This is a genomic window from Pseudarthrobacter sp. HLT1-7 (genome assembly GCF_059383435.1).
The window spans coordinates 153,005-173,801 of the sequence record NZ_JBWZCH010000007.1 but is presented as its reverse complement, the minus strand read 5'-3'; the positions used below and the strand labels follow the sequence as shown (position 1 = coordinate 173,801).

Sequence of the window (20,797 nt, the reverse complement as noted above, 5' to 3'; positions counted from 1 at the left end):
GGACCAACTGGACAACTCACAAAAGGATTTCCATGACAGACAACGCAACGCAGCCAGAGGGCACCGAGCAGGCCAGCGGGTCCGGGAAGCCGGATCCCACCGGCGTCGAAGGCGCGAACCCTGCCTTGGACGACACCGGGGACCTCAAGGCCGCCCAGACCGGAGAGGCCGCCGAGGCCCCCGCGAATCTGGAGGACCTGGATCTCTCTCCGGAGGGCCTAGCCGATGAGCCCGCCCAGCAGGAAGATCCCGATAGCCCGGCGAAACCGGAAAACAGCTGACTATGCATGGGCAGCCGCGGACTGGGCAGCCGCAGGCGCCGGGTCGGTGGCCGGCTCGGTGGACTGGGCCTGGATCGCGGTGATGGCCACGGTGTTTACGATGTCCTCCACGGTGCAGCCGCGGGAGAGGTCGTTCACCGGTTTGCGCAGCCCCTGCAGCACGGGCCCGACGGCCACCGCACCGGAGGACTGCTGGACCGCCTTGTAGGTGTTGTTGCCGGTGTTCAGGTCCGGGAAGATGAACACCGTCGCCTGCCCGGCCACGGAGGAGCCCGGCATCTTGGACTCGGCGATCGCGGCGTCGACGGCGGCGTCGTACTGGATGGGACCTTCCACCGCCAGGTCCGGGCGCCGGTGCCGCACCAGCTCGGTCGCCTGGCGGACAGCGTCCACGGCCTGCCCGGCGCCTGAGCCGCCGGTGGAGTAGGAGAGCATCGCGACCCGCGGCTCGACGCCGAACTGGGCGGCGGTTTCCGCCGAGGCCAGCGCAATGTCCGCGAGCTGCTCCACATTGGGCTCAGGATTCACCGCGCAGTCGCCGTAGACCAGCACCCGGTCCGGCATGAGCATCAGGAACACCGAGGAGACGATCTTGGCGCCCTCGCGGGTCTTGACGAATTCCAGCGCCGGCCGGATGGTGTGGGCCGTGGTGTGCGCGGCGCCGGAGACCATGCCGTCCACCACCCCCAGCTGGACCATCATGGTGCCGAAGTAGCTCTCGTCCTGCATGACCTCCAGGGCCTTGGCCAGGTCCACGCCCTTGTGTGCCCGCAGCTCCGCGTACTTTTGGGCAAAGCCCTGCCGCAGCTCCGAGGTGGCCGGGTCCACGATGCTGATGCCGTTGAGGTCGATGCCCTGCGTGGCTGCGAGTTCGCGGACATCGGCCTCGCGGCCCAGCACGGTGAGTTCGCAGACGTCCCGGCGGTGCAGGATCTCGGCGGCGCGCAGGATCCGCACGTCCGTGCCCTCCGGCAGGACGATGTGCCGGCGGTCGGACCTGGCCCGTTCGATCAGCTCGTGCAGGAATCGCAGCGGCGTCATCCGCTCCGGCAGCGGCAGGTGCAGGCGTTCCAGCAGCTCCGCCTCGTCCACCCGTTTGGCCCACAGACCCAGGGCAGAGGCCACCTTCCGGCGGTGCCCGGACCAGATCTCGCTGCGCACCTCGGAGACCCGCTTGGCGGTGATGTAGGTGTCCTCCGGGGCGGCGAAGATCGGGAACGGCGCCTGTGCCAGCAGGGAATAGATGGTGGGATCCGGGGCCAGGCCACCGGTCAGGATCAGCGCGGACGGAACCGGGAATTCAGGCGAGAACGAGGAGGCGAGACAGGCCACCAGCACGTCGGCCCGGTCGCCCGGAACGATCACCAGGGCGCCGTCGTCGAGCACGTGCAGGAAGTTGGCCACGTTCATGGCAGCCACCTTGACCGAGTGCACATCGCGCTCCAGGTCCGGCAGCCCGGCCACCTGGCCGATGCCCAGAGCGGCGGCCACTTCGCCGGTGGTGGGCCGGGCGATCGCCTCCAGCTCCGGCAGAACGTACACGGGGCGGCCGGAGGCGCCGGGCCGGACCGCCGCGGCGATCGCCGCCAGATCGTCCGGATCCGCGCGGTTGACCATGATGGCCAGCAGCGTACAGCGCTCGGCGAGCAGTTCCTTGCGGGCCACCTCGACGGCGTCAGCGGTCTCCGCAACGGTGCGGCCCTTCGCGCCGACGACGGCGACCACCGGGGCGGCAAGGTTGTTCGCCAGCCGGGCATTGAGATCGAATTCGACGGCGGCATCCTGTCCGGTCAGATCGGTCCCCTCCACGATCACCACGTCGCAGTGCCGGGCCATCTCGGCGAAGATCTCCACACAGCGGGAGTCGACCTCCCCGCGTTTTCCCTCGGCGAGCAGGCTGCGGACTTCCGCAAAGGTCAGGCCGCCGCGGCAGCGGTCATCGTCCAGATCGAAGCGGGCCTTCATCAGCGCCACCATCGGATCCGAAGAGACGTCATGGCCGTTGACCACCGGTTTGAAGAAGCCGATCCGGTCCGCATGCCGGTGCAGGGTGTCCGCCAGGCCCAGGGCTATGAGTGACTTGCCGGAGCCCGGTGTAGTCGCGCTGACGTAGATTCCTTTGGCCATGACCCGCCCTTTGCTGTGAAGTAATGCTGCTTCACTCCCAGCCTACTTTCTCTTCCGTAGCAGCCCGCTTCCGGCGTGGTTTTCGCCCGCTTTCCGGCTGATTTCCGGCGGCATCGCCGGGTCCGGGCGCAGCTTCATCAGCCCGCCGGCCCTTGACAGAAGGCACCCAAATGGGATTACCTAATGAACATTCGGTAAATAAAGCTGGAGGCAATGACGCATGGCTGAACTGACGGTTTCCGGTGACACCCACCCCATCCTCAAAGGCGACTACGCCTCGGAGTGGATGGGCATCGAAGTAGTGGCCCTGGACGACGGACACGCCACCATCCGCATGGCGCTCCGGCAGGAAATGCTCAACGGCTTCGGCATGGCCCACGGCGGAATGATCTTCGCCTTCGGCGACACCGCCTTCGCGCTGGCCTGCAACCCTGCCACCCCGGAACCCGGCATCACCACAGGCACCATCACCGTCGCATCCGGTGTGGATATCAACTTCATCGGGCCGGCGTTCCGGGGCCAGGTCCTGACCGCCGTCGCCAACCGCCGCGCCAGCTCCGGGCGAAGCGGCCTGTACGACGTTCAGATCTACGCCGCCGATCCCGGCACCCCGTCGGCCCCGGCGTCGTCCGCCGTCGGCAAGGCGCCAGCAGCCACGGCTCCCCCGGCCACTCCCCCAACCACCCTCCCGGGTGAACTCCCCGCCGACACCCTCCCGGGCGAACTCATCGCCGAGTTCCGCGGCCGCAGCCGCACCATCTCCAAGAAATAGAAACAGGGAACCCCAGATGACCCAAGAAACCGTCGCCGCCACCAGTGATGCCGTCCTGGACCGCGAAGAAACCATCTCCCGCGACGAGCTCGAGGCGCTGCAGCTCAGCCGCCTGCAGCACACCGTGGCCTACGCCTACGACCGTGTCCCCCTGTACAAGCGCAAATTCGACGACGCCGGCGTCCACCCCACGGACCTCCGCGAGCTCTCCGACCTGGCCAAGTTTCCCTTCACCACCAAGGAAGACCTCCGGCTGGAATACCCCTTCGGCATGTTCGCGGTGCCGCAGAACCAGGTCGCCCGGATCCACGCCAGCTCCGGCACCACCGGCCGCGCCACGGTGGTGGGCTACACCAAAAAGGACCTCGCCGATTGGGCCAAGCTCGTGGCCCGCTCGCTGCGCGCCTCCGGTGTCCGCCCGGGAATGAAGGTCCACAACGCCTACGGCTACGGCCTGTTCACCGGCGGCATGGGCGCCCACGCCGGCGCCGAGGCGCTGGGCTGCACCGTCATCCCGATCTCCGGAGGCCAGACCGAACGCCAGATCACCCTCATCCAGGATTTCAAGCCGGACGCCATCCTTGCCACCCCCACCTACCTCCTGACCATCGCCGATGCCATGGTCAAGCAGGGCATCGACCCGGCCTCCACCTCGCTCAAGTACGCCGTCCTGGGCGCCGAGCCGTGGACCGAGGAAATGCGCCACGAGCTCGAGGTCATGATGAACATCAAGGCCTGCGACATCTACGGCCTGTCCGAGGTCATGGGCCCCGGCGTCGCCGGCGAAGCCGTAGAGACGCAGGACGGCAGCCACATCTGGGAGGACCACTTCCGGCCGGAAATCATCGATGCCTTCAACCCCGCCATCGGCGTGGACTCAGTCCTTCGCGACGGCGAACCCGGCGAACTGGTCTTCACCTCGCTCACCAAGGAAGCGCTGCCGATCATCCGGTACCGCACCAAGGACCTCACCCGCCTGCTGCCCGGCACCGCCCGCCCGGCGCACCGCCGCATGGGCCGCATCACCGGCCGCAGCGACGACATGATCATCCTGCGCGGGGTGAACCTTTTCCCGTCGCAGATCGAGGAAATTGCCCTGCGGATCCCGGAACTGAGCCCGCACTTCCAGCTGGAACTCACCCGCCCCGAGGGCCAGCGCATGGACCAGCTCACGGTGAAGATCGAACGCCGGGAGTCCGTCACCATCAACGGCGCCACGGCGGCCGCGAAGGTGCTGCAGCAGCAGATCAAGATCCAGGTGGGGTCGTCCTGCGCTGTGGATGTTGTGGAGCCCGGCACCCTGGAGCGCTCCAACGGCAAGCTCCGCAGGATCTACGACCTGCGGCCCAGGGCCTAGCCGCCTTTCGTCCGGGGCCGGCCAACCTCCTGATCGTGAGAAACTAGCGAGTATGCCCACCCCAGCAACCACCACGAAACGCGGCCGTCCCGGCTATGACCAGCAGTCGGTACTGCTGATCGCCGTCGACGTTTTCAACCGCCACGGTTACGACGCCACGTCCATGGGCATCCTTGCCGAGAACCTGGGCATCTCCAAGTCAGCGATCTACCACCACGTCCCGTCCAAGGGCGATCTCCTGAAGCTCGCACTGGACCACGCCCTGGGCGGCCTCGAGGCCATCCTGGATCAGCCCAGCGCACTGTCCGGCACCGCCGAGGCCCGGCTGGAGTTTGTCCTCCGGGAAACCATTTCGGTCCTCGTGGATCGGCTCCCCTTTGTCACGCTGCTGCTGCGCCTGCGCGGCAACACGGAGATCGAGCGGGACGCGATGGCCCGCCGGCGGACCTTTGACCACAAGGTCGCTGCCCTGATTTCCGCCGCCCGTGACGAGGGCTCACTCCGCCAGGACATCGACCCCCGCACCGTTACCCGGCTGCTCTTCGGCACCATCAACTCGATCGTCGAGTGGTATAAGCCCGGCGGCTCGCTGTCCCCGGAGAAGCTGGCGGACGACATCATCACGATGGCGTTCAACGGCCTCCACGTCCCCGGCTGACGCGCTCCCCTATGTCCCGCGGACCCGCGTTGCCGGCGCGCGGGCCCGCATTGACGGCACGCCGGCCCGCGTCCACTCTTGGAACATGGCTACGAGACTATCCGAGGTAATCCTCGGGACTTTTCCCCAACTGCGCTACGAACCCACCGCCAAGCGAATCCGTGCGAGCCTCGGCGGGAACACCGTCGTCGACACCCTGCACGCCTACCTCATCTGGGAACCGCAGCGGATCACCCCGATCTTCGCCGTGCCGGAGCAGGAACTGCAGGCGCACCTCGCCGTTCCGGAACACCCGGCGGCGCCCGTCGAGGAGCATCCCTTCGCCGTGCGGCAAGGCGCCGCGCCGACGACGTTCGACCCCGGCACCGGCTTTGGGAAGCACACCACCGCCGGCGAGGAGCTCGACGTCGTAACGGCTGGGGCTACCGCGTCACGGGCCGCCTTCCGCCCCGAAGACCCGGACCTTGCCGGCTATGTGGTCCTGGATTTTGGCGCCTTCGGCTGGCTCGAGGATGACGAGGAGATCATCGGCCACCCCCGCGACCCTTTCCACCGCGTCGATATCCGGGCCTCCTCCGTGGAGGTGGAGGTGGCGCTCGACGGCGTCACGCTGGCCCGCACGAACGGCGCACAACTCCTGTACGAGACGATGCTCCCGGTCCGCTACTACCTGCCGCCGGCGGACGTGCGGCTGGATCTTATGGCGGAAAGCCCGACGCGGAGTGTCTGCCCCTACAAGGGCCAGGCCGGCTACTGGACCTATCCCGGCACGACGGCCGGCCGGGACGTCGCCTGGAGCTACGACAGCCGCTTCGTGGACGCCGCGCAGATCCATGGCTTGATATGTTTCTTCAACGAACGGGTGGACCTGACGGTCGGCGGTGTCCTCCAGCCGCGCCCCGTGTCGCCGTGGTCCCGCCCGGCCGGGTAACCGTTCAGCACACAACAGCGCCCCGGCTGGCCGGGACGCTGTTGCTCGGGCAGGGTGCCGGTAACTGCCGGTTAAAGCTGGTAGTCCGCCGGCGCGGCGATGTTCTCGTGGACGCAGAGAATATTGTGCTCGGTGTCCATGAACCAGGCGCACCTCTCCGAATCCGTTGTGCAGATGTGGTTCTCCGTCTTGAGATCCGGGAGATCGTAGTCCTGGAACATGACGCCCCTGGCTTCCATCTCCCTGACCGTGCGCTCGATCTCGCTGACTTCAAAACTCAGGGTGGTGTGCTCGGAATGCTTTCCATCACTGACGGGCATCAGCTGCAGCAGAGGGCCGCCGTCGCTGCCGAATAGTTCACTTCCATCGTCCGTCACTCCACGGTGCGGGAGCCCCAAGGTGTCGGCATAAAAATGCCGGGCACGCTCCGCATCATCGACTGGCAGGACCGTTGTGGCTTTGTTGAGTACTAGGGTCATTTCGCCACCTCCTACGATGACGATTTTACGCCGGAACCAACCAGAAAGAGCCTGCCTATCCACGCGCCGAGGTGAGATTTCGCGCCCATGTCTGCGGGGACAATGGGCGCGAAGTCTCACCTCGGCGGAAACGGGGACGGCGGCGCGGGGACGGCCGCAGCGGAAGGGAAGGGGCGGGTTACTTCTCCACGAGGGTGAGGACGTCGTAGGTGGCAACGGTTTCGTCGTTCTGGTTGGTCAGGACGGCGTCCCAGGCCACCTCGCCGTACCCGTCGGTCTCGCGCGGGGTGATCTTCTTGGCGGTGAGGGTGACGCGGATGGAGTCGCCCGCGGCCACCGGGGTGACGAAGCGCAGGTTCTCCAGGCCGTAGTTCGCCAGGACGGGGCCCGGGGCGGGCTCCACGAACAGGCCGGCGCCCCATGCCAGCAGCAGGTAGCCGTGCGCCACGATGCCCGGGAAGAACGGGTTGGCCGCGGCGGCCTCCTGGTTGGTGTGGGCGTAGAAGGTGTCGCCGGTGGAGTTGGCGAACTTGGTGATCTCGTCCAGGGTCACTTCGCGCAGCCCGGAGCGGATGGCGTCACCGATGTGCAGGGTAGCCAGGGACTTCCGGAACGGGTGCAGGCCTTCGGTCTCCAGCGTGAAGTTCCGGTCCGCGCCCGTGTGCCAGACGCCGGTGACGGCGGTCAGCATGTTGGGAGATCCCTGGATGGCGGTGCGCTGCATGTGGTGCAGGACCGAGCGGATGCCGCCGAGTTCCTCGCCGCCGCCGGCGCGGCCGGGACCGCCGTGGACCAGGTGCGGGACCGGAGAGCCGTGGCCGGTGGAGCTGCGGGCGTCCTCACGGTTGAGCATGTGCACGCGGCCGTGGTGGGCCGCGATGCCGGTGACGAGTTCGCGGGCAACCGAGGGGTCATTGGTGCAGACCGAGGCCACCAGCGAGCCGCCGCCGCGGGCGGCGAGACGGACGGCGTCGGGCAGGTCCGTGTAACCGATCACCGAGGACACCGGTCCGAAGGCCTCCAGCGAGTGGACCTCGTCGGCTTCCGGATCCGCCCAGCTGAGCAGTAGCGGGGACATAAAGGCGCCGCCGTCGACGACGCCGACGGTCCCGTCCGCGCTGGTGACCTTCGGCGAATCGAGTGTGCCGTACGCGAGTTCGCCGCCGGCGTCGAGCATTGACTGGACGGCCGCGCGCACATCGGCGAGCTGCTCCAGGGAGGCCAGGGCGCCCATCGTGACGCCGTCGGCGCGCGGGTCACCCAGGACAACGCGTTCCCGGATCCGCTCCCCGACGGCGGCAATGACGTCCGGCACCAGCTCCTGCGGCACGATGGCCCGGCGGATCGAGGTGCACTTCTGGCCGGCCTTGGCGGTCATTTCGGTAACGAGGGACTTGATGAAGGCGTCGAATTCCGGGGTGCTTCTGACGGCGTCCGGGCCCAGGATCGAGGCGTTCAGGGAGTCGGTTTCCGAGGTGAAGCGGACCCCGCCCTTGACCACGTTGACGTGGGACTTGAGCGTGTTGGCGGTGGAGGCGGAGCCGGTGAAGGCCACAATGTCGCGGTAGTCGAGGTGGTCCAGGATGGTGCGCACGGAACCGGAGATCAGCTGCAGCGAGCCCTTGGGCAGGATGCCGGACTCGATAATGGCCTTGACCACGGCCGCGGTGACGTAGCCGGTGGGGGTGGCGGGCTTGACGATGGTGGGCACACCGGCGATGAACGCGGGGGCCAGCTTCTCGAGCATCCCCCACACCGGGAAGTTGAAGGCGTTGATCTGCACCGCGACGCCGGGAATGCGGGTGTAGATGTGCTCACCGGCGAAGGAACCGTCCTTGGACAGCACCTCCATGGGGCCGTCCACGATCACCTGGGCGTTGGGGAGTTCGCGCCGCCCCTTGGAGCCGAAGGTGAAGAGCACGCCGATGCCGCCGTCGATGTCCACCATCGAATCGATCTTGGTGGCACCGGTCTGGGCCGAAAGCGCGTAAAACTCCTCGCGCCGGCCGTTGAGGTACTGCGCCAGCTCCTTGAGCTTGAGCGCGCGCTGATGGAACGTCAGTTTGCCGAGTTCCGCCTGGCCGGTGCTGCGTCCGTAGTCCACGACGGCGGCAAGGTCCAGTCCCGCGGTGCTCACCCTGGCGAGGAGCTCGCCGGTGCTGGCGTCGAGGACGGTGGCTGCGCCGGCAGCGGAGCCGGCGTCGGGGGTCCACCAGGAATCCCGGATGAAGCTGGGAACGATCCGGGCAGTGTCTACTGTGGGTTCCGGAGCAGTTGCAGTGGTGGTCATCGTTGACGGGTCCTTCCAGCGGGGGCAAGATCAACAGGGCCAGAGCATTACTGACCGTCCGTTCGGTAATATGTCTACAGTACATGAATGAGGCCTGCCGCACACTAGCTGTGGCGGCACAGACCGGCCTGAGCCCTTGGTTTTCCGGCCACAGAGGAGACGTTATGACGCCCGAGCCACGCATGACCGAGCCACGCACCACCGAGCCCGGCAATACCGGGCCGTGGAAGATCATCCTCGGCGAACTCGACGAGAAGATGGGCGTGAAAATCGTCGAGGAATCCGTGGAGCGGGTGGTGGCGACCATGCCGGTGGAGGGCAACCGGCAGTCCTTCGGGCTGCTGCACGGCGGCGCCTCGCTGGCCGTCGGGGAGGCCGTGGGTTCGTGGGCCGCCGTCATCCACGCGAGCACACTGGGCAAGACCGCCGTCGGCGTGGACGTTTCGGCGACGCATCACAAGTCGGCCCGCGGGGGGCTCATCACCATCACGGCCACCCCCATCCATCTTGGCGGGACGGTGACCACCCACGAGGTGCTGATCACCAACGAGGCCGGCGAGCGGCTGTGCACACTGCGGATCACCAACCTGCTGCTGGAGCGAAGATCCTGAGCTAAATGCCCAGCCGGGTGCATCCAAATTGCACTCCCGGCAGGTAGTAACGGTGTAAGCAATTCGCCGCCCGGATACGGGCAACTCAATGAGGAGTTTGAAATGCGCAAAACTGTCGCTGCAGCCGGAGCCCTGACGTTACTGGCCGCCCTTGCCTTCGCCGCCCCCGCCCAGGCAGGAGGCAAGGACGACGACGATCACCACGACGACGCCGCCCTGCTGTCCGTGCTGCACGGCGTCCCGGGCCTGACCGTGGATGTGTGGGTGAACGGCAAGCTCACCCTGGACGACTTCAAACCCGGCACGCTCGCCGGGCCTTTGGAGCTCGACGACGGCAGCTACAGGATCGCCGTCACAGCCGCCGATGCCACCAGCGCGGACAACCCGGTGATCGGCCCGGTCAAGGTCAACCTCAAGGAAGGCCGGAACTACACCGCTGTGGCGCATCTCGACGCTTCCGGCGCGCCCACCGCAACACTGTTCAAGAACAACACCGCGGCCAGTCCCCGGGGCCAGGGCAAGCTGACCGTCCGGCACGTAGCGGCCGCTCCAGCGGTCGATATCCTGGCCGGCGGGACCGCGGTCATCAAGGGGCTCGAGAATCCCCGGCAGAAAGTACTGACGCTTAAGGCCGGTACGGTGTCCGCCTCGGTTGCGGCAGCGGGCACCACCGCGCCGCTGATCGGCCCGGCCGATGTGCCGGTCACCAGAGGCAAGAACACCATCGTCTATGCCTGGGGCAGCCTCGCTGACGGGACCCTGGGCGTCGCCGTGCAGGTAGTCGACTCGGCCAAGTGGCGCGGCGGAGACCGCGACGACGACTGAGCCGCCCGCCCGCTTTTCGGGGCCGGACCGCCGGCAGCGCGCCGCTGACCAAGAACGCGCTGCCGGTCGGCCCTACACCGATCGGCCAAGGGAATGTAGGGCCGATGTACCCGGAAAGCCCGGTGCCCGGCCTGTTAGCTTGGAAGTGCTGAGTCACCCGGCACCGCCGGGTATCGCCGGTCGCACCGGAAGGGATTCACCATGCTCTCAGACACTTCGCTTCCCGTCATCAAGGCAACGCTGCCCGTCGTGGGCGAGCACATCGAGGAGATCGCCAAGCGCTTCTACAAACATATGTTCGAGGCGCGGCCGGACCTCCTGGATGGCCTCTTCAACCGGGGGAACCAGGCGGACGGCCGGCAGCAGCAGGCACTCGCCGGATCCATTGCGGCATTCGCCGGGCTGCTCGTGGACAACGTGGACCAGGTGCCGGACCACCTCCTGTCACGGGTAGCCCACAAGCACGTCTCGCTGGGGCTGAGCCCGGACCAGTACCAGATTGTCCATGACCACCTGATGTGGGCCATCGTGGATGTGCTCGGGGATGCCGTGACACCCGAAGTCGCCGCAGCCTGGGACGAGGTCTACTGGCTGATGGCGAACATGCTCATCAACAAGGAACGCGGGCTGTACAACGCGGTGCACCTTACCCCTGACACCATTTGGCGGACCTGGCGCGTGGCCGAGAAGATCCAGGAGACGGACGATGTGGTCAGGTTCGTTGTCGAGCGGATTGATGAGCGCGAGGTCAAGCCGTCCCTGCCCGGGCAGTACGTCACGATCAAGATGGCCATGCACGACGGCGTGCACCAGCCCAGGCAATACAGCCTGACGAAGGCCGACGACGGGCAGCACCGGCAGTTCGCGGTGAAACGGGTCCACGGACTCGAGACGCCTGATGGCGAGATGTCCTCTCTGCTGCACAACGAGGTCCAGGTGGGCGACGAGGTGGTGCTCTCGGCGCCCTTCGGCGACGTGGTGCTGGAGTACACAGACAGGCCGCTGGTCCTGGCCAGCGCGGGGATCGGGGTCACCCCGATGGCCGGTATGCTCTCCCACCTCGTCAAGTCCGGCTCCCAGCGCCAGGTGATGCTCCTGCATGCGGATGACAGCGAGGCGTCCTTCCCGCTCCGCGGGCAGGTCAGGGAGGATCTGGCCACCTTGGCGGACGGGACGTTGAAGACCTGGTTCCTCAATCCCACCGCGGACGGAACAGCGTCCGGGCCAGGGTTCGCCGGCTTCATGGACGTCAGTGCCGTGGAACTCCCCGACGACGCCGAGTACTACCTCTGCGGACCCCTGCCGTTCCTGAAATCGGTCCGGGGCGCGCTTCTTGCCGGCGGCGTACCGGCCAAAGACATCCAGTACGAGGTGTTCGGTCCGGACCTCTGGCTGGCCGACTTCCAGTAGCGGCTCTGGTTAGCGGGCCGCCCGACGCCGAGCGGCGGCCAGCTTAGCGCCGATCAGCAGGGCTCCGCCGAGCGCCAGCGCTGCAACGGCCAGTCCCGCGGCGGACAGGAGCGAAGCGGCGCCCGTGTTGGGTAGCTGCCCGGAGCCGGCCGGAAGCATCACGGACTGGACAGCCGGAACTCCGGGATCTGCCAGTGCAACTGCCGGGATCTCGGGCGCTGCCGGGGCAGCCACCAAGGCGTCGATGATGAAGGTGACGAGCAGCGCGTCGGAGGCGATCCCGTCGACGGACTGGGTGGCGGAGAGGACGTGCGTGCCCGGTGCGAGGCCGGCGGGGAACGGAACGCTCCAGCGACCGCCCGCCACCAGGACGTGCGGGGCCATAGAACGGACCACCGCGCGGGCCCCGGCCCCGGCACCGCCGGCACCGGCCCGGGCGGCACCCACCGGGGTCCCGTCAATCAGGACTGCTACGTCGGCGCCGTCGACGCCGGTCCCGGAAATCGTCGCGGGCAGCGAGTCCTGGCTGAAGTGCAGTCCGTCAACAATGGTGGTTGCGGTAGGCCTGGGTGGAATGACCGTGAAGGTTTGAGTGGCTGGCGGGCTTTCGGCGATACCGGGGGATGACAGCGTGGCGGCTACCGTCACTTTCCCGACGGCCGCCTGTCCGGCCAGTGGGACCGTCCAATGACCATCCAGCCCCACCGTCCCGGTCCCTGTGACGTCACCGGACAGGGTCACGATAGCGCCGGACATTCCCGTTCCATCGATGCTGTTCAGAGCCGACAGCGAGGCGTCCGTGGCGGTCGTTATCTGGGGCATCTGAAGCGTCGACGGCGCGACATCCTCAGTGAAAATCACCGAACCCGAGCGGCTGAATCCATTAACTGTCTCAGCGGAGAAGGTCAGCCGGCCAACGGGAAGCGGGGCCCGGAAAGTCCAGTTCCCGGCGCCGTCCACGGGTACGTCGAGTTGTTGCGTCCCAACGGTGATGCGCACCTTGGAATTCGCTGCCACGTCCGAAGCAGGCGCGGCACGAATTTGTCCTGTGATGGGCTCCCCGGCTGGCACCGTCCCTGCATTCGTCGGCGCCACAAGCTCGGGCTTGTTCAGGAAGAGCTGGAGCTCGACGCCGGTGAGATAGCTAAGTGCATCCCTGAGCGTCGTGGCGATGGCGAAGTTCTCCCCGGAAGTCTCACCTGCCGAGTGGGTGCCCACGGCGAAGTTGCCGCTGATCCAGGGCCCGCCCGAGTCTCCGCCGCTGGACTGGACATCGGAGGAACGGAAGCCGCGGAAGGCCCGCACGTCGGCCGGGTTGGTGGAATAGGCCGGCCCTCCAACGACATAGATCCCAAGTTCCGCCACCTGGCCGCACGACCATCCGGTGGTCCGCCCGGAGCGGCACACCGCTTGGCCCGGCGCAGGGTCTGCCGTGCCGATGATCTTCACGGCGGTGCCGCCGGGGTTCACGGCGCTGGCCCAGGTGGTCGCGGCGGGCTGGACGCTGACTCCGCCGTCGAGTGGCTCTATCACGGCGATGTCGGTGCCCACGTTGCCGGGCTCTCCCGCGTCGCCCGTTTCCCACAGCGGGTTCTGAACCGGTGCGTTATTGCGTCCGCCGAACTGGCTGAATCCGAAGCTGCCAAGCGGGGCGAGGGTGCCGGGGAGTGGCAAGGAGCCTCCGGCGGGGGACGACGTCGCGGGCTCAAGACCGGCGACTGTGGCGGCACCGTCTTCGGTGCAGTGCCCCGCTGTGAGCACCGCCGGCCGGCCTGCCGTGCTGTACGCGCCGAACCCCGCTGAGCATATAGTCCGCCAGAAAGGTGCATCAATGACGTAGCCCTCTCCGCCGAAAAGGTCCTGTTCCGTCTTGACCGGGGCCGCCTGCTCCAGCTGGACGTTGGTATAGCGGGACACGAACTCTGCGGCTGAAATCTTGCCCGGTGCCGCGGCGGCCGTCGCCGGCTCCGTTTGCTGGTCCCGGGCCGGGGACAGGCCTGCCTCCGCCACAGTCGTCCCGCCGGTGCGGACGATGAAGCCGCCGTCGGTGTAGGCCACGGCCTGCAGTCCGGCGGGGCCCACCTCGCGGACGTAGGCCTGGAACAGTTGCTCGGTGCTGGAGGCCACCAGCTCGGCATCCGAGGGAGCAGCGGAAGGAGGCTCTGAAGGAGAATCCGAGGGGACCTTCAAGGGGTCAGCCGCAGGCGCCACGAGGACGAAGTCCGCCGACGGCCCGGCCTGGTTCAGCTCGTCGATCCGGGCCTGCAGTTCGGGGCCGCTGCCTTCGACGAGGATTTTGCCGTCTTTCAGCCTGATGCCGAGGTAGCCGGGGAGCTCGCGCAGGGAGGGCACGGCGTCGGCTGCGGTCCTGCCCAGCTGGCCTGCGGCGTTGAATTCCTCCAGCGTCATGCCGAGGTCGCGCCGGAGAGCCTCCGCAAGTCCGGCGTCGCTGACCGCCGGCGCCGCCGGAGCAACAGCCGAAGCAGCGGGCGGAGCAGCCGGAGCAGCCGGGGACGCAGCCGACGTCGGTCCTGCTGACGGCGTCGAATCCGGCGCCGTCGGAGTCGTGGCCGGGCCGGAATCTGCCGACGGCGAAGGGGAAACCGGTGCGGGTGCAGTTGGCCCGGCTTCGGCGAGCGCAGGGACGGCAGAGAACGATCCTGCGAGGGCGACGGCAACAGCCGCCACCCCCCGCATCACCTGCTGAAAAATCGGAGTCTTCACCCGGTTACCTTAGCGTCCCAATTTAGCCAAAAGGGCCGTGACCTCCGGTTCCGTTATCCCATTGTGGCCCAAGAACTCTCTGGTCTTCACACTGCGGACAAACCGCAGCAGGCTTTCACGCCGCGCTTCGAGCAGTGGCACCAGCACTTCCTCGGGTAGATACCGCTCATGCGGATGCGGGACACCCGACACTTTGTGGTGCTCGTTGATGCCCCGCATGGCACGCTCGTAGCCCCGGACAATGGCGTCCTCCTGCGCTCCGGCGAGATCCTGGAGCATGGCCGCGATCATCCCGCTGCGGTCCCGGCCGGCGGAACAATGGATCACCACGCCACCCCGCGCCGCCGCCACGGCCTTGAAGACGCCGGCCAGCTTCTCCGGGAAGATCCGGACGTTATCCGGATAAGACGCCGGATCGTTCAGGTAGGGAACGCACAGCCGGCGGAACTCGGCGTTGTCCGGGTCTTCGGTAGGTGCCAGCACGACGTCGAACGCTGCCAGGGTCTCCGCCCTGACCGGCGGATCGCTGTCGCGCCGACGTCTCTCCTCCGGATTGCGGAGGTCGACGACGGTGCGGATGCCGGCGTCGTACGCGTGCTCCCAGCCCGCATCGGTGAGCCATTCCCGCCGTCCCATCCGGAAGACGCCGCCGGCAATATGCCACGCGTTGACCGCCCCGTCCCATTCCATGCGCTTCGAAAGATCATCCACCCCGCCAGCTAACCACGAGGTCCGGGTAGTCCGCAGCAGGGAAATCAAAGTAGCTGCGGCGCTTCCCCGCCCGGACAAACGGGTAGCGCCTACCGTGGCCGGCGCGCAGGACCACGCCTACGGTTGCCTCATGACTGTCCCGGACGGAAGCTGCCGCGCCGCGCAGTTTGTCCGCCAGCCGGAGCCACGGGAGGCTTCGCTGGCCGCCACCGGCCGGTGCGCCTGCAGGCCTCTCCCGCCGCACAAAAATCAAAAGGGGACTCCACCATGAACATTGTGACGATCAGACGCTGGTCCGGACGGCTGGCGGGTGCAGTGGCCGTCATCGCCCTCGCCGCCGGCTTCACCGCAGCTCCCGCGACCGCGGCCCCAGCACCTCCGGCCCCCGTTTACATCGCCCTGGGCGACTCATATGCCGCCGGCACCGGCGGCGGCCAGTACATCGCTCCCCCGACCGGCCTGCCGGCAGAGTGCCTGCAGACCGCGGCGTCCTACCCGGCAGTGCGCAACGCCGCGCTGAACCTGGGCTGTTTCGGCACCAAGACCACCGACGTGATCGGCGTGGCCAACGGCTACTCCGGGGTGCTGTCGAGTGCCACCGTGATCACGGTGACGGTGGGAGGAAACGACGTCGACACCGGCCAGGTGGCCCTCGCCTGCACCGCCTCGGCCAGCTCACCGGCCTGCAGTGCGGCTCTCTACAACTCCCTGGTGGTGAAGCTCCGCCAGCTGCCGGGCAAGATCAAAACCATGCTGGCCACGATCAAGGACAAGGCACCGAATGCCAGGGTCGTTCTGACCGGCTATCCCCGGCTCTTCACCGTGAGTGCCGGGCTCACCGCCGAACAGCAGCAGGCCGCGAAGGCGATGAATTTGGCCGCTGACCTGCTCAACACCACAATCGCCTACTCGGCCCTCGTCAACAAGGTCAGGTACGTCAGCGTCACGGAGCGGTTCAACGGCCACGGCATCGGTTCCGCGGATCCGTGGATCGTGGCGCCGACGGGTCTCTGCAATCTGGCGATCAACTGCAGCCCGAGCCCGTTCGATGCGTTCCATCCCACCGCTGCCGGCTTTTCCGGTGGCTACGCTGCGGCACTTGAGTCTGCGCGGGTCCCGTAGCCCGGGTTTGAGCACGCCCTGTTGCTGCGGCGGCTCCGCAGCCCTAGCGCTGTCTGGCGAGCCTGAACTCCAGCGCGTTGCGGACCATCGGCCACTCATGCTCAAGGATCGAGAACACCACGGTGTCCCGGAGCGCGCCGTCGCCGGAGCGGGTGTGGCTGCGCAGCACGCCGTCCTGCTTGGCGCCGAGCCGGGTGATCGCCTCGCGGGACTGGTGGTTCAGCCAGTGCGTCCGGAACTCGACGGCGGGGCAGCCCAGCGCTTCGAAGGCGTGCGTCAGCAGCAGCAGCTTGGAGTCCGGGTTGCTGCCGCTGCCGTGGGATGACGCCGAGTTCCAGGTGGAGCCGATCTCCAGGCGAGGTGTGGCGGCGTCGATATTCATGTAGGTGGTCATGCCGATCACCTTGCCGGGACCGCCGGTGCCGGGATCGATCAGCCGCGTGGTGAACGGCAGCATCGAGCCCTGGGCCTGGAGGGCAAGGCGGCGGTCGATCTCGGCCGCCATTTGTTCAGGTGCCGGGACCCCGGTGTACCAGAGGCGCCAAAGTTCGCCGTCGCGGACCGCCGCCACAAGACCGTCGTGGTGGTCCCGGCGCAGCGGCTCAAGGACCACGTAGGAGCCGGTCAGGGTGATGGGTTTGATGGGCGTCACGGCACAATCCTAGGGCCGAGCCGGCAGCACTTCCCTGTTCCCCTGAAAAACCCGCGATCTTCTGGCTAGGCTGTAGCCATGATCACCATCGACGGCACTGTCCGGACATCCCTGGGGGCCGAAATGGCCCTCGCTTATCTCTCGGCCTTCGAACACACCCCGGAATGGGATCCGGGGACCCCCGTGGTGAAGAAACTCTCGGAGGGCCCGGTTGCGGTCGGCCACAAATACCACGCCGAAGCTGAGTTCCGGGGCAAGCGCCAGACGCTCATCTACGAGGTGCTGGAGCTGACCGGCAGCCGGGTTAAGCTGCGCGGCGAAAACAAGACCGTCGTCTCCGTGGACACGATCGAGGTGACGCCGGCGGGCACCGGCTGCGAGGTCAGCTACACCGCCGAATTTTCACTCAAGGGGTGGTTGAAAGTCGCCGAACCGTTCGCGAAGCCGGCCTTCCAGTCCCTGGCCGGCCCGGCCATGGCCGGAATGAAGAAGGCCCTCGACGCGCAGGCACGGCAGTAGCGACCCCCATCTGACACAGGAGAACTCCATGACATCGCAGAATCCGGATCCGCTTGAAAACAACCTCACCGGCCTGGAACCTGGCGGCGGTGTGCCCCCCGGCGAGACTCCGCCCGGCGAGGGAAGTTCAGTGGGACCGCACGGACCGCGGATCCGCGAGACCCGCGGGTACGTCCAGTACCTCTGGATCCTCATGATCGCCGTCGTGGTGATCTTCGTGCTGCTCTTCTTCGTCGGCGCGATGCTCGCGATCCTGAACTAGCGGGGTTCTACCGCGATCACTGCGCCGGCGGCGGGCCAGGCCCCGGAACTCACTCGACCCAGTCGAAAAATCCTTTTCCGGACTTGCGTCCGAGTTCCCCGCGGGCCACTTTGTCGCGCAGGATCTGCGGCGGGGCGAAACGCTCGCCCAGGGTGGAGGCGAGGTATTCGGCGATGCCCAGGCGGACGTCCAGGCCAACGATGTCGGTGGTCCGGAGCGGGCCGGTTGGGTGCTTGTAGCCGAGGACCATGGCATTGTCGATGTCCGCGGCGGAGGCCACCCCCTCTTCGACCATGCGCATCGCCTCCAGGGCAATCGCGACGCCCAGCCGCGAGGAGGCGAAGCCTGGGGCATCGTTGACGACGACGGCGGTCTTACCGAGCGCCTCTACCCAGCCGCGTGCGGCCTGGACCAGCGGCCCGGAGGACTGCTCTCCGACGACCACCTCGATGAGGGTTGACGCAGGGACCGGATTGAAAAAGTGCAGGCCAAGGAAGTTCTGCGGCCGCTTCAGCTCGCGGGCCAAGGCGTTGACGGAGATGGAAGAGGTGTTGGAGGCGAGGTAGGCCCCGGCGGCGAGGCGCTCCTCGATCCCCGTCAGTGAAGTGACCTTCAAGTCCCAATCTTCGGGGACGGCCTCGATGACCAGCTGGCGGTCCTTGAAGTCGTCGTAGTCCACCGTTACCGAGAGCCTGGAGACCATCTCGTCCAGGTTGCCGTCCGTGGCGCCACGTTCGATGCTCTTGGCGGCTGCGGACTCCACCCGTTCACGGGCGGCCTCAGCCGCTACCCCGTCGCGCTCGACGACGAGGACGTCCGCGCCGTTGATGAGGAACGCATGGGCGATGCCGGCGCCCATGCGTCCGCCGCCGAGCACCCCGACATAGTCGGGAAGGCCAGAGTGGGGAGAGCCAGCGGCGGGAAGGTCAGCGGGGAGTTCGGAGTTGCTCATATCTACTGCTTCCGGTCGGAGTTCATATCGGACGTCTTATCGGAGGTTTTGTCCGCCTTCTCGCCGGCCTTCTTGTCGGCCTTCTTGTTGGCCTTCTTGTCGAGGAAAGCCTGCATGCGATCGAACTTGGCCTGGGACTCGAAGAGGATGCCCTGCGCCAACTGGTCGATCAGAGGATGCGCTTCCGCCGGGGCATGGAAAACGGACTTGGTGATGCGCACCGCGAGGGGATCCTGCCTGGCCACCCGGTCCGCCAGGGCATGCGCCGCGTCCATCAGCTCGGGTGCCTCGTGGATCTCGGTAATGAGGTTAACGGCGAGGGCACGTTCGGCACTCAGCACGTGCCCTGCAAGCAGGATTTCCTTGGCCACCGGCTCCCCCACGAGCTCCTTCAGACGCCAGCTCGCACCGGCGGCGGCGAGGATGCCCAGGCCTGTTTCCGGGTTGCCGATCCGCACGCCGGGCGTGCCGATCCGGAAGTCGGCCGCGTACGCCAGTTCTGCGCCGCCGCCGAGGCAGAAGCCGTCGAGGGCCGCGATGACCGGCATGGGCAGCTTCGCGATCCGCACGAAGATCGTGGAGTTGATGCCCTGTAGCGCGTCGTCCCGGCGGCGGTCGCGCAGCTGGCCGATGTCCGCCCCGGAGGCGAACACACCATCCGTGCCGGCGATGATGAGCACCTTGGGCGTCCGCTCCAGCGCAGCGCAGACGTGGTGGAGTTCGTCGACCATCTGCTGGTCGATCGCGTTGCGGACCTCGGGGCGGTTGAGCAGCACCACCAGCCGGTCCGCGCGCTCCTCGATCTTGAGGGTGCGGAACTCCGCCGGGTTGAGCCCCGTCGCGGCCGTCACTAAGCGCGCTCCAGCAGCATCGCGGTGCCCTGGCCGACGCCGATGCACATCGTCGCGAGGCCGATGGATGCGTCTTCGCGTTCCATCCGGCCCAGCAGGGTGATCGCGAGCCGGGAGCCGGACGAACCCAGCGGGTGACCCAGGGAGATCGCACCGCCGTCGCGGTTCACAATCTCCGGATCCAGGCCGAGCCGGCGCATGGTCGCGAGCGACTGGGTTGCGAACGCCTCATTAAGCTCGACGGCGCCAAGGTCGCCCGCGCTGAGTCCGGTCCGGGCCAGTACCTTCCGGGTTGCCGGCACGGGGCCGATGCCCATGACCTCCGGTTCGCAGCCGGCGGAGGCGCCGTCGATGATCCGGGCACGGGGCGTGAGGCCCAGACGCTTGATTGCGGCCTCGGAGGCCACGATGATGGCGGAGGCGCCGTCGTTGAGCGTGGAGGAGTTTCCGGCCGTGACCACCGAACCGCCGGCGACGACGGGGCGGAGCCCGGCGAGCACGTCCATGGTGGTGCCGGCCCGGGGGCCTTCATCGGTGTCCACGACCGTCTCGCCCTTGCGGGTCTTGACTGTGACGGGGACGATCTCCTCGGCGAAGCGGCCGGCGGCGATGGCGGCCAGGGAGCGTTCGTGCGAGCGGACGGCGAAGGAGTCGGCGTCCTCCCGGGAGATGTTGTCAACGCGGGCAACTTCTTCGGCCGTTTCCGGCATGGAGTAGGTCATCTTGCCGTCCCGGGACAGCCCGCCCTTCTGGAACAGCGGGTTGACGAAGCGCCAGCCGATGGAGGTGTCAAAGATCTGCCCGGGCTTGGCGAAGGCGGTCTGCGGCTTCTCCTGGACCCAGGGGGCGCGGCTCATGGATTCCACGCCGCCGGCGATCACGATGTCCGCGGCGCCGGACTTGATCATGTGGCTCGCCATGATGATGGCGCTCAGGCCGGAGGCGCAGAGCCGGTTCACGGTGATGCCGGGGATGTGCAGGGGCAGGCCGGCCAGGATGGTGGCCATCCGGGCGACGTTGCGGTTTTCCTCGCCGGCGCCGTTGGCGTTCCCGAGGATGACCTCGTCAATACTGTTCGGGTCCAGGCCTGCGCGGGCCACGGCTTCACGGACCACCAGGGCGGCCAGGTCATCGGGCCGGACTGCAGAGAGGGCGCCGCCATAGCGGCCGACCGGGGTGCGGGCGCCGCCTACCAGAAATGCCTGTGGTCCTGCTGCTGCTGATGCCATGGGTACACCCTTCACGCGCTAAACGTCTCTGTCA

Annotated in this window: 20 protein-coding genes; 11 read left to right on the top strand and 9 right to left on the bottom strand. The window is 67.5% G+C overall.

The window, feature by feature from the left end:
• The first annotated feature begins 32 nt into the window (after positions 1–32).
• Complete coding sequence (locus AC50X6_RS09380) at positions 33–281, top strand: hypothetical protein (protein WP_494965953.1); 249 nt, start codon at positions 33–35, stop codon at positions 279–281.
• Here AC50X6_RS09380 and pta read toward each other — a convergent pair whose 3' ends face one another.
• Complete coding sequence (gene pta, locus AC50X6_RS09375) at positions 282–2,408, bottom strand: phosphate acetyltransferase (protein ID WP_494965952.1); 2,127 nt, start codon at positions 2,406–2,408, stop codon at positions 282–284.
• A gap of 220 nt (positions 2,409–2,628) precedes the next feature.
• On the opposite strand from pta, the gene AC50X6_RS09370 reads away from it, so the two are divergent.
• From AC50X6_RS09370 to AC50X6_RS09355, 4 genes are all read left to right on the top strand, one after another.
• Positions 2,629–3,180, top strand: coding sequence for a hotdog fold thioesterase (locus AC50X6_RS09370; RefSeq protein WP_494965951.1), 552 nt, complete (start codon positions 2,629–2,631; stop codon positions 3,178–3,180).
• A 16-nt stretch (positions 3,181–3,196) separates the two neighbouring features.
• Positions 3,197–4,537 carry a phenylacetate--CoA ligase PaaK gene (gene paaK / locus AC50X6_RS09365; protein WP_494965950.1) on the top strand — a complete coding sequence of 447 codons (1,341 nt, stop codon included), beginning with the start codon at positions 3,197–3,199 and terminating at the stop codon, positions 4,535–4,537.
• 52 nt (positions 4,538–4,589) lie between these two features.
• Positions 4,590–5,195 carry a TetR/AcrR family transcriptional regulator gene (locus AC50X6_RS09360; RefSeq protein WP_494965949.1) on the top strand — a complete coding sequence of 202 codons (606 nt, stop codon included), beginning with the start codon at positions 4,590–4,592 and terminating at the stop codon, positions 5,193–5,195.
• 85 nt (positions 5,196–5,280) lie between these two features.
• Positions 5,281–6,126, top strand: coding sequence for a DUF427 domain-containing protein (locus AC50X6_RS09355; protein ID WP_494965948.1), 846 nt, complete (start codon positions 5,281–5,283; stop codon positions 6,124–6,126).
• 71 nt (positions 6,127–6,197) lie between these two features.
• Here the strand turns inward: AC50X6_RS09355 and AC50X6_RS09350 are convergent, their stop codons facing one another.
• Together AC50X6_RS09350 and paaZ are read right to left on the bottom strand one after the other, a co-directional pair.
• A complete protein-coding gene (locus AC50X6_RS09350; RefSeq protein ID WP_494965947.1) occupies positions 6,198–6,605 on the bottom strand; it encodes a VOC family protein in 408 nt (135 codons plus the stop codon).
• Between the two features lie 178 nt (positions 6,606–6,783).
• Positions 6,784–8,895: a phenylacetic acid degradation bifunctional protein PaaZ gene (gene paaZ / locus AC50X6_RS09345; protein WP_494965946.1), complete on the bottom strand. Its 2,112-nt coding sequence runs from the start codon at positions 8,893–8,895 to the stop codon at positions 6,784–6,786.
• A 164-nt stretch (positions 8,896–9,059) separates the two neighbouring features.
• Between paaZ and AC50X6_RS09340 the strand changes: the two genes are divergently transcribed.
• From AC50X6_RS09340 to AC50X6_RS09330, 3 genes are all read left to right on the top strand, one after another.
• Positions 9,060–9,506 (top strand): PaaI family thioesterase, encoded by a 447-nt coding sequence (locus AC50X6_RS09340; protein WP_494965945.1) that lies wholly within the window; start codon positions 9,060–9,062, stop codon positions 9,504–9,506.
• 102 nt (positions 9,507–9,608) lie between these two features.
• Complete coding sequence (locus AC50X6_RS09335) at positions 9,609–10,331, top strand: DUF4397 domain-containing protein (RefSeq protein WP_494965944.1); 723 nt, start codon at positions 9,609–9,611, stop codon at positions 10,329–10,331.
• Between the two features lie 201 nt (positions 10,332–10,532).
• Positions 10,533–11,741, top strand: coding sequence for a globin domain-containing protein (locus AC50X6_RS09330; RefSeq protein WP_494965943.1), 1,209 nt, complete (start codon positions 10,533–10,535; stop codon positions 11,739–11,741).
• 9 nt (positions 11,742–11,750) lie between these two features.
• Here AC50X6_RS09330 and AC50X6_RS09325 read toward each other — a convergent pair whose 3' ends face one another.
• On the bottom strand, positions 11,751–14,465 hold the full coding sequence (locus AC50X6_RS09325) for a S1 family peptidase (protein ID WP_494965942.1): 2,715 nt from the start codon (positions 14,463–14,465) through the stop codon (positions 11,751–11,753).
• A gap of 9 nt (positions 14,466–14,474) precedes the next feature.
• On the bottom strand, positions 14,475–15,155 hold the full coding sequence (locus AC50X6_RS09320; protein ID WP_494966004.1) for a tyrosine-protein phosphatase: 681 nt from the start codon (positions 15,153–15,155) through the stop codon (positions 14,475–14,477).
• A gap of 288 nt (positions 15,156–15,443) precedes the next feature.
• Here AC50X6_RS09320 and AC50X6_RS09315 point away from each other — a divergent pair, with 288 nt between their 5' ends.
• Complete coding sequence (locus AC50X6_RS09315; RefSeq protein ID WP_494965941.1) at positions 15,444–16,298, top strand: SGNH/GDSL hydrolase family protein; 855 nt, start codon at positions 15,444–15,446, stop codon at positions 16,296–16,298.
• 43 nt (positions 16,299–16,341) lie between these two features.
• Here AC50X6_RS09315 and AC50X6_RS09310 read toward each other — a convergent pair whose 3' ends face one another.
• Positions 16,342–16,950, bottom strand: a complete 609-nt coding sequence (locus AC50X6_RS09310; RefSeq protein ID WP_494965940.1) for a GNAT family N-acetyltransferase — start codon at positions 16,948–16,950, stop codon at positions 16,342–16,344.
• 78 nt (positions 16,951–17,028) lie between these two features.
• Here AC50X6_RS09310 and AC50X6_RS09305 point away from each other — a divergent pair, with 78 nt between their 5' ends.
• The gene (locus AC50X6_RS09305) at positions 17,029–17,469 is read left to right on the top strand and encodes an SRPBCC family protein (RefSeq protein WP_494965939.1); all 441 of its coding nucleotides are present in this window, start codon (positions 17,029–17,031) and stop codon (positions 17,467–17,469) included.
• Between the two features lie 28 nt (positions 17,470–17,497).
• The gene (locus AC50X6_RS09300; protein ID WP_326966034.1) at positions 17,498–17,731 is read left to right on the top strand and encodes a DUF6480 family protein; all 234 of its coding nucleotides are present in this window, start codon (positions 17,498–17,500) and stop codon (positions 17,729–17,731) included.
• A 49-nt stretch (positions 17,732–17,780) separates the two neighbouring features.
• Here the strand turns inward: AC50X6_RS09300 and AC50X6_RS09295 are convergent, their stop codons facing one another.
• From AC50X6_RS09295 to AC50X6_RS09285, 3 genes are read right to left on the bottom strand one after another with little or no spacing between them, the layout of a single operon-like run.
• Positions 17,781–18,683 carry a 3-hydroxyacyl-CoA dehydrogenase family protein gene (locus tag AC50X6_RS09295; protein ID WP_494965938.1) on the bottom strand — a complete coding sequence of 301 codons (903 nt, stop codon included), beginning with the start codon at positions 18,681–18,683 and terminating at the stop codon, positions 17,781–17,783.
• A gap of 2 nt (positions 18,684–18,685) precedes the next feature.
• Positions 18,686–19,534, bottom strand: coding sequence for an enoyl-CoA hydratase/isomerase family protein (locus tag AC50X6_RS09290; protein WP_494965937.1), 849 nt, complete (start codon positions 19,532–19,534; stop codon positions 18,686–18,688).
• Positions 19,534–20,763 (bottom strand): thiolase family protein, encoded by a 1,230-nt coding sequence (locus AC50X6_RS09285; protein WP_494965936.1) that lies wholly within the window; start codon positions 20,761–20,763, stop codon positions 19,534–19,536. Before AC50X6_RS09285 ends, AC50X6_RS09290 begins: the two co-directional genes overlap by 1 nt.
• Positions 20,764–20,797 lie beyond the last annotated feature (34 nt).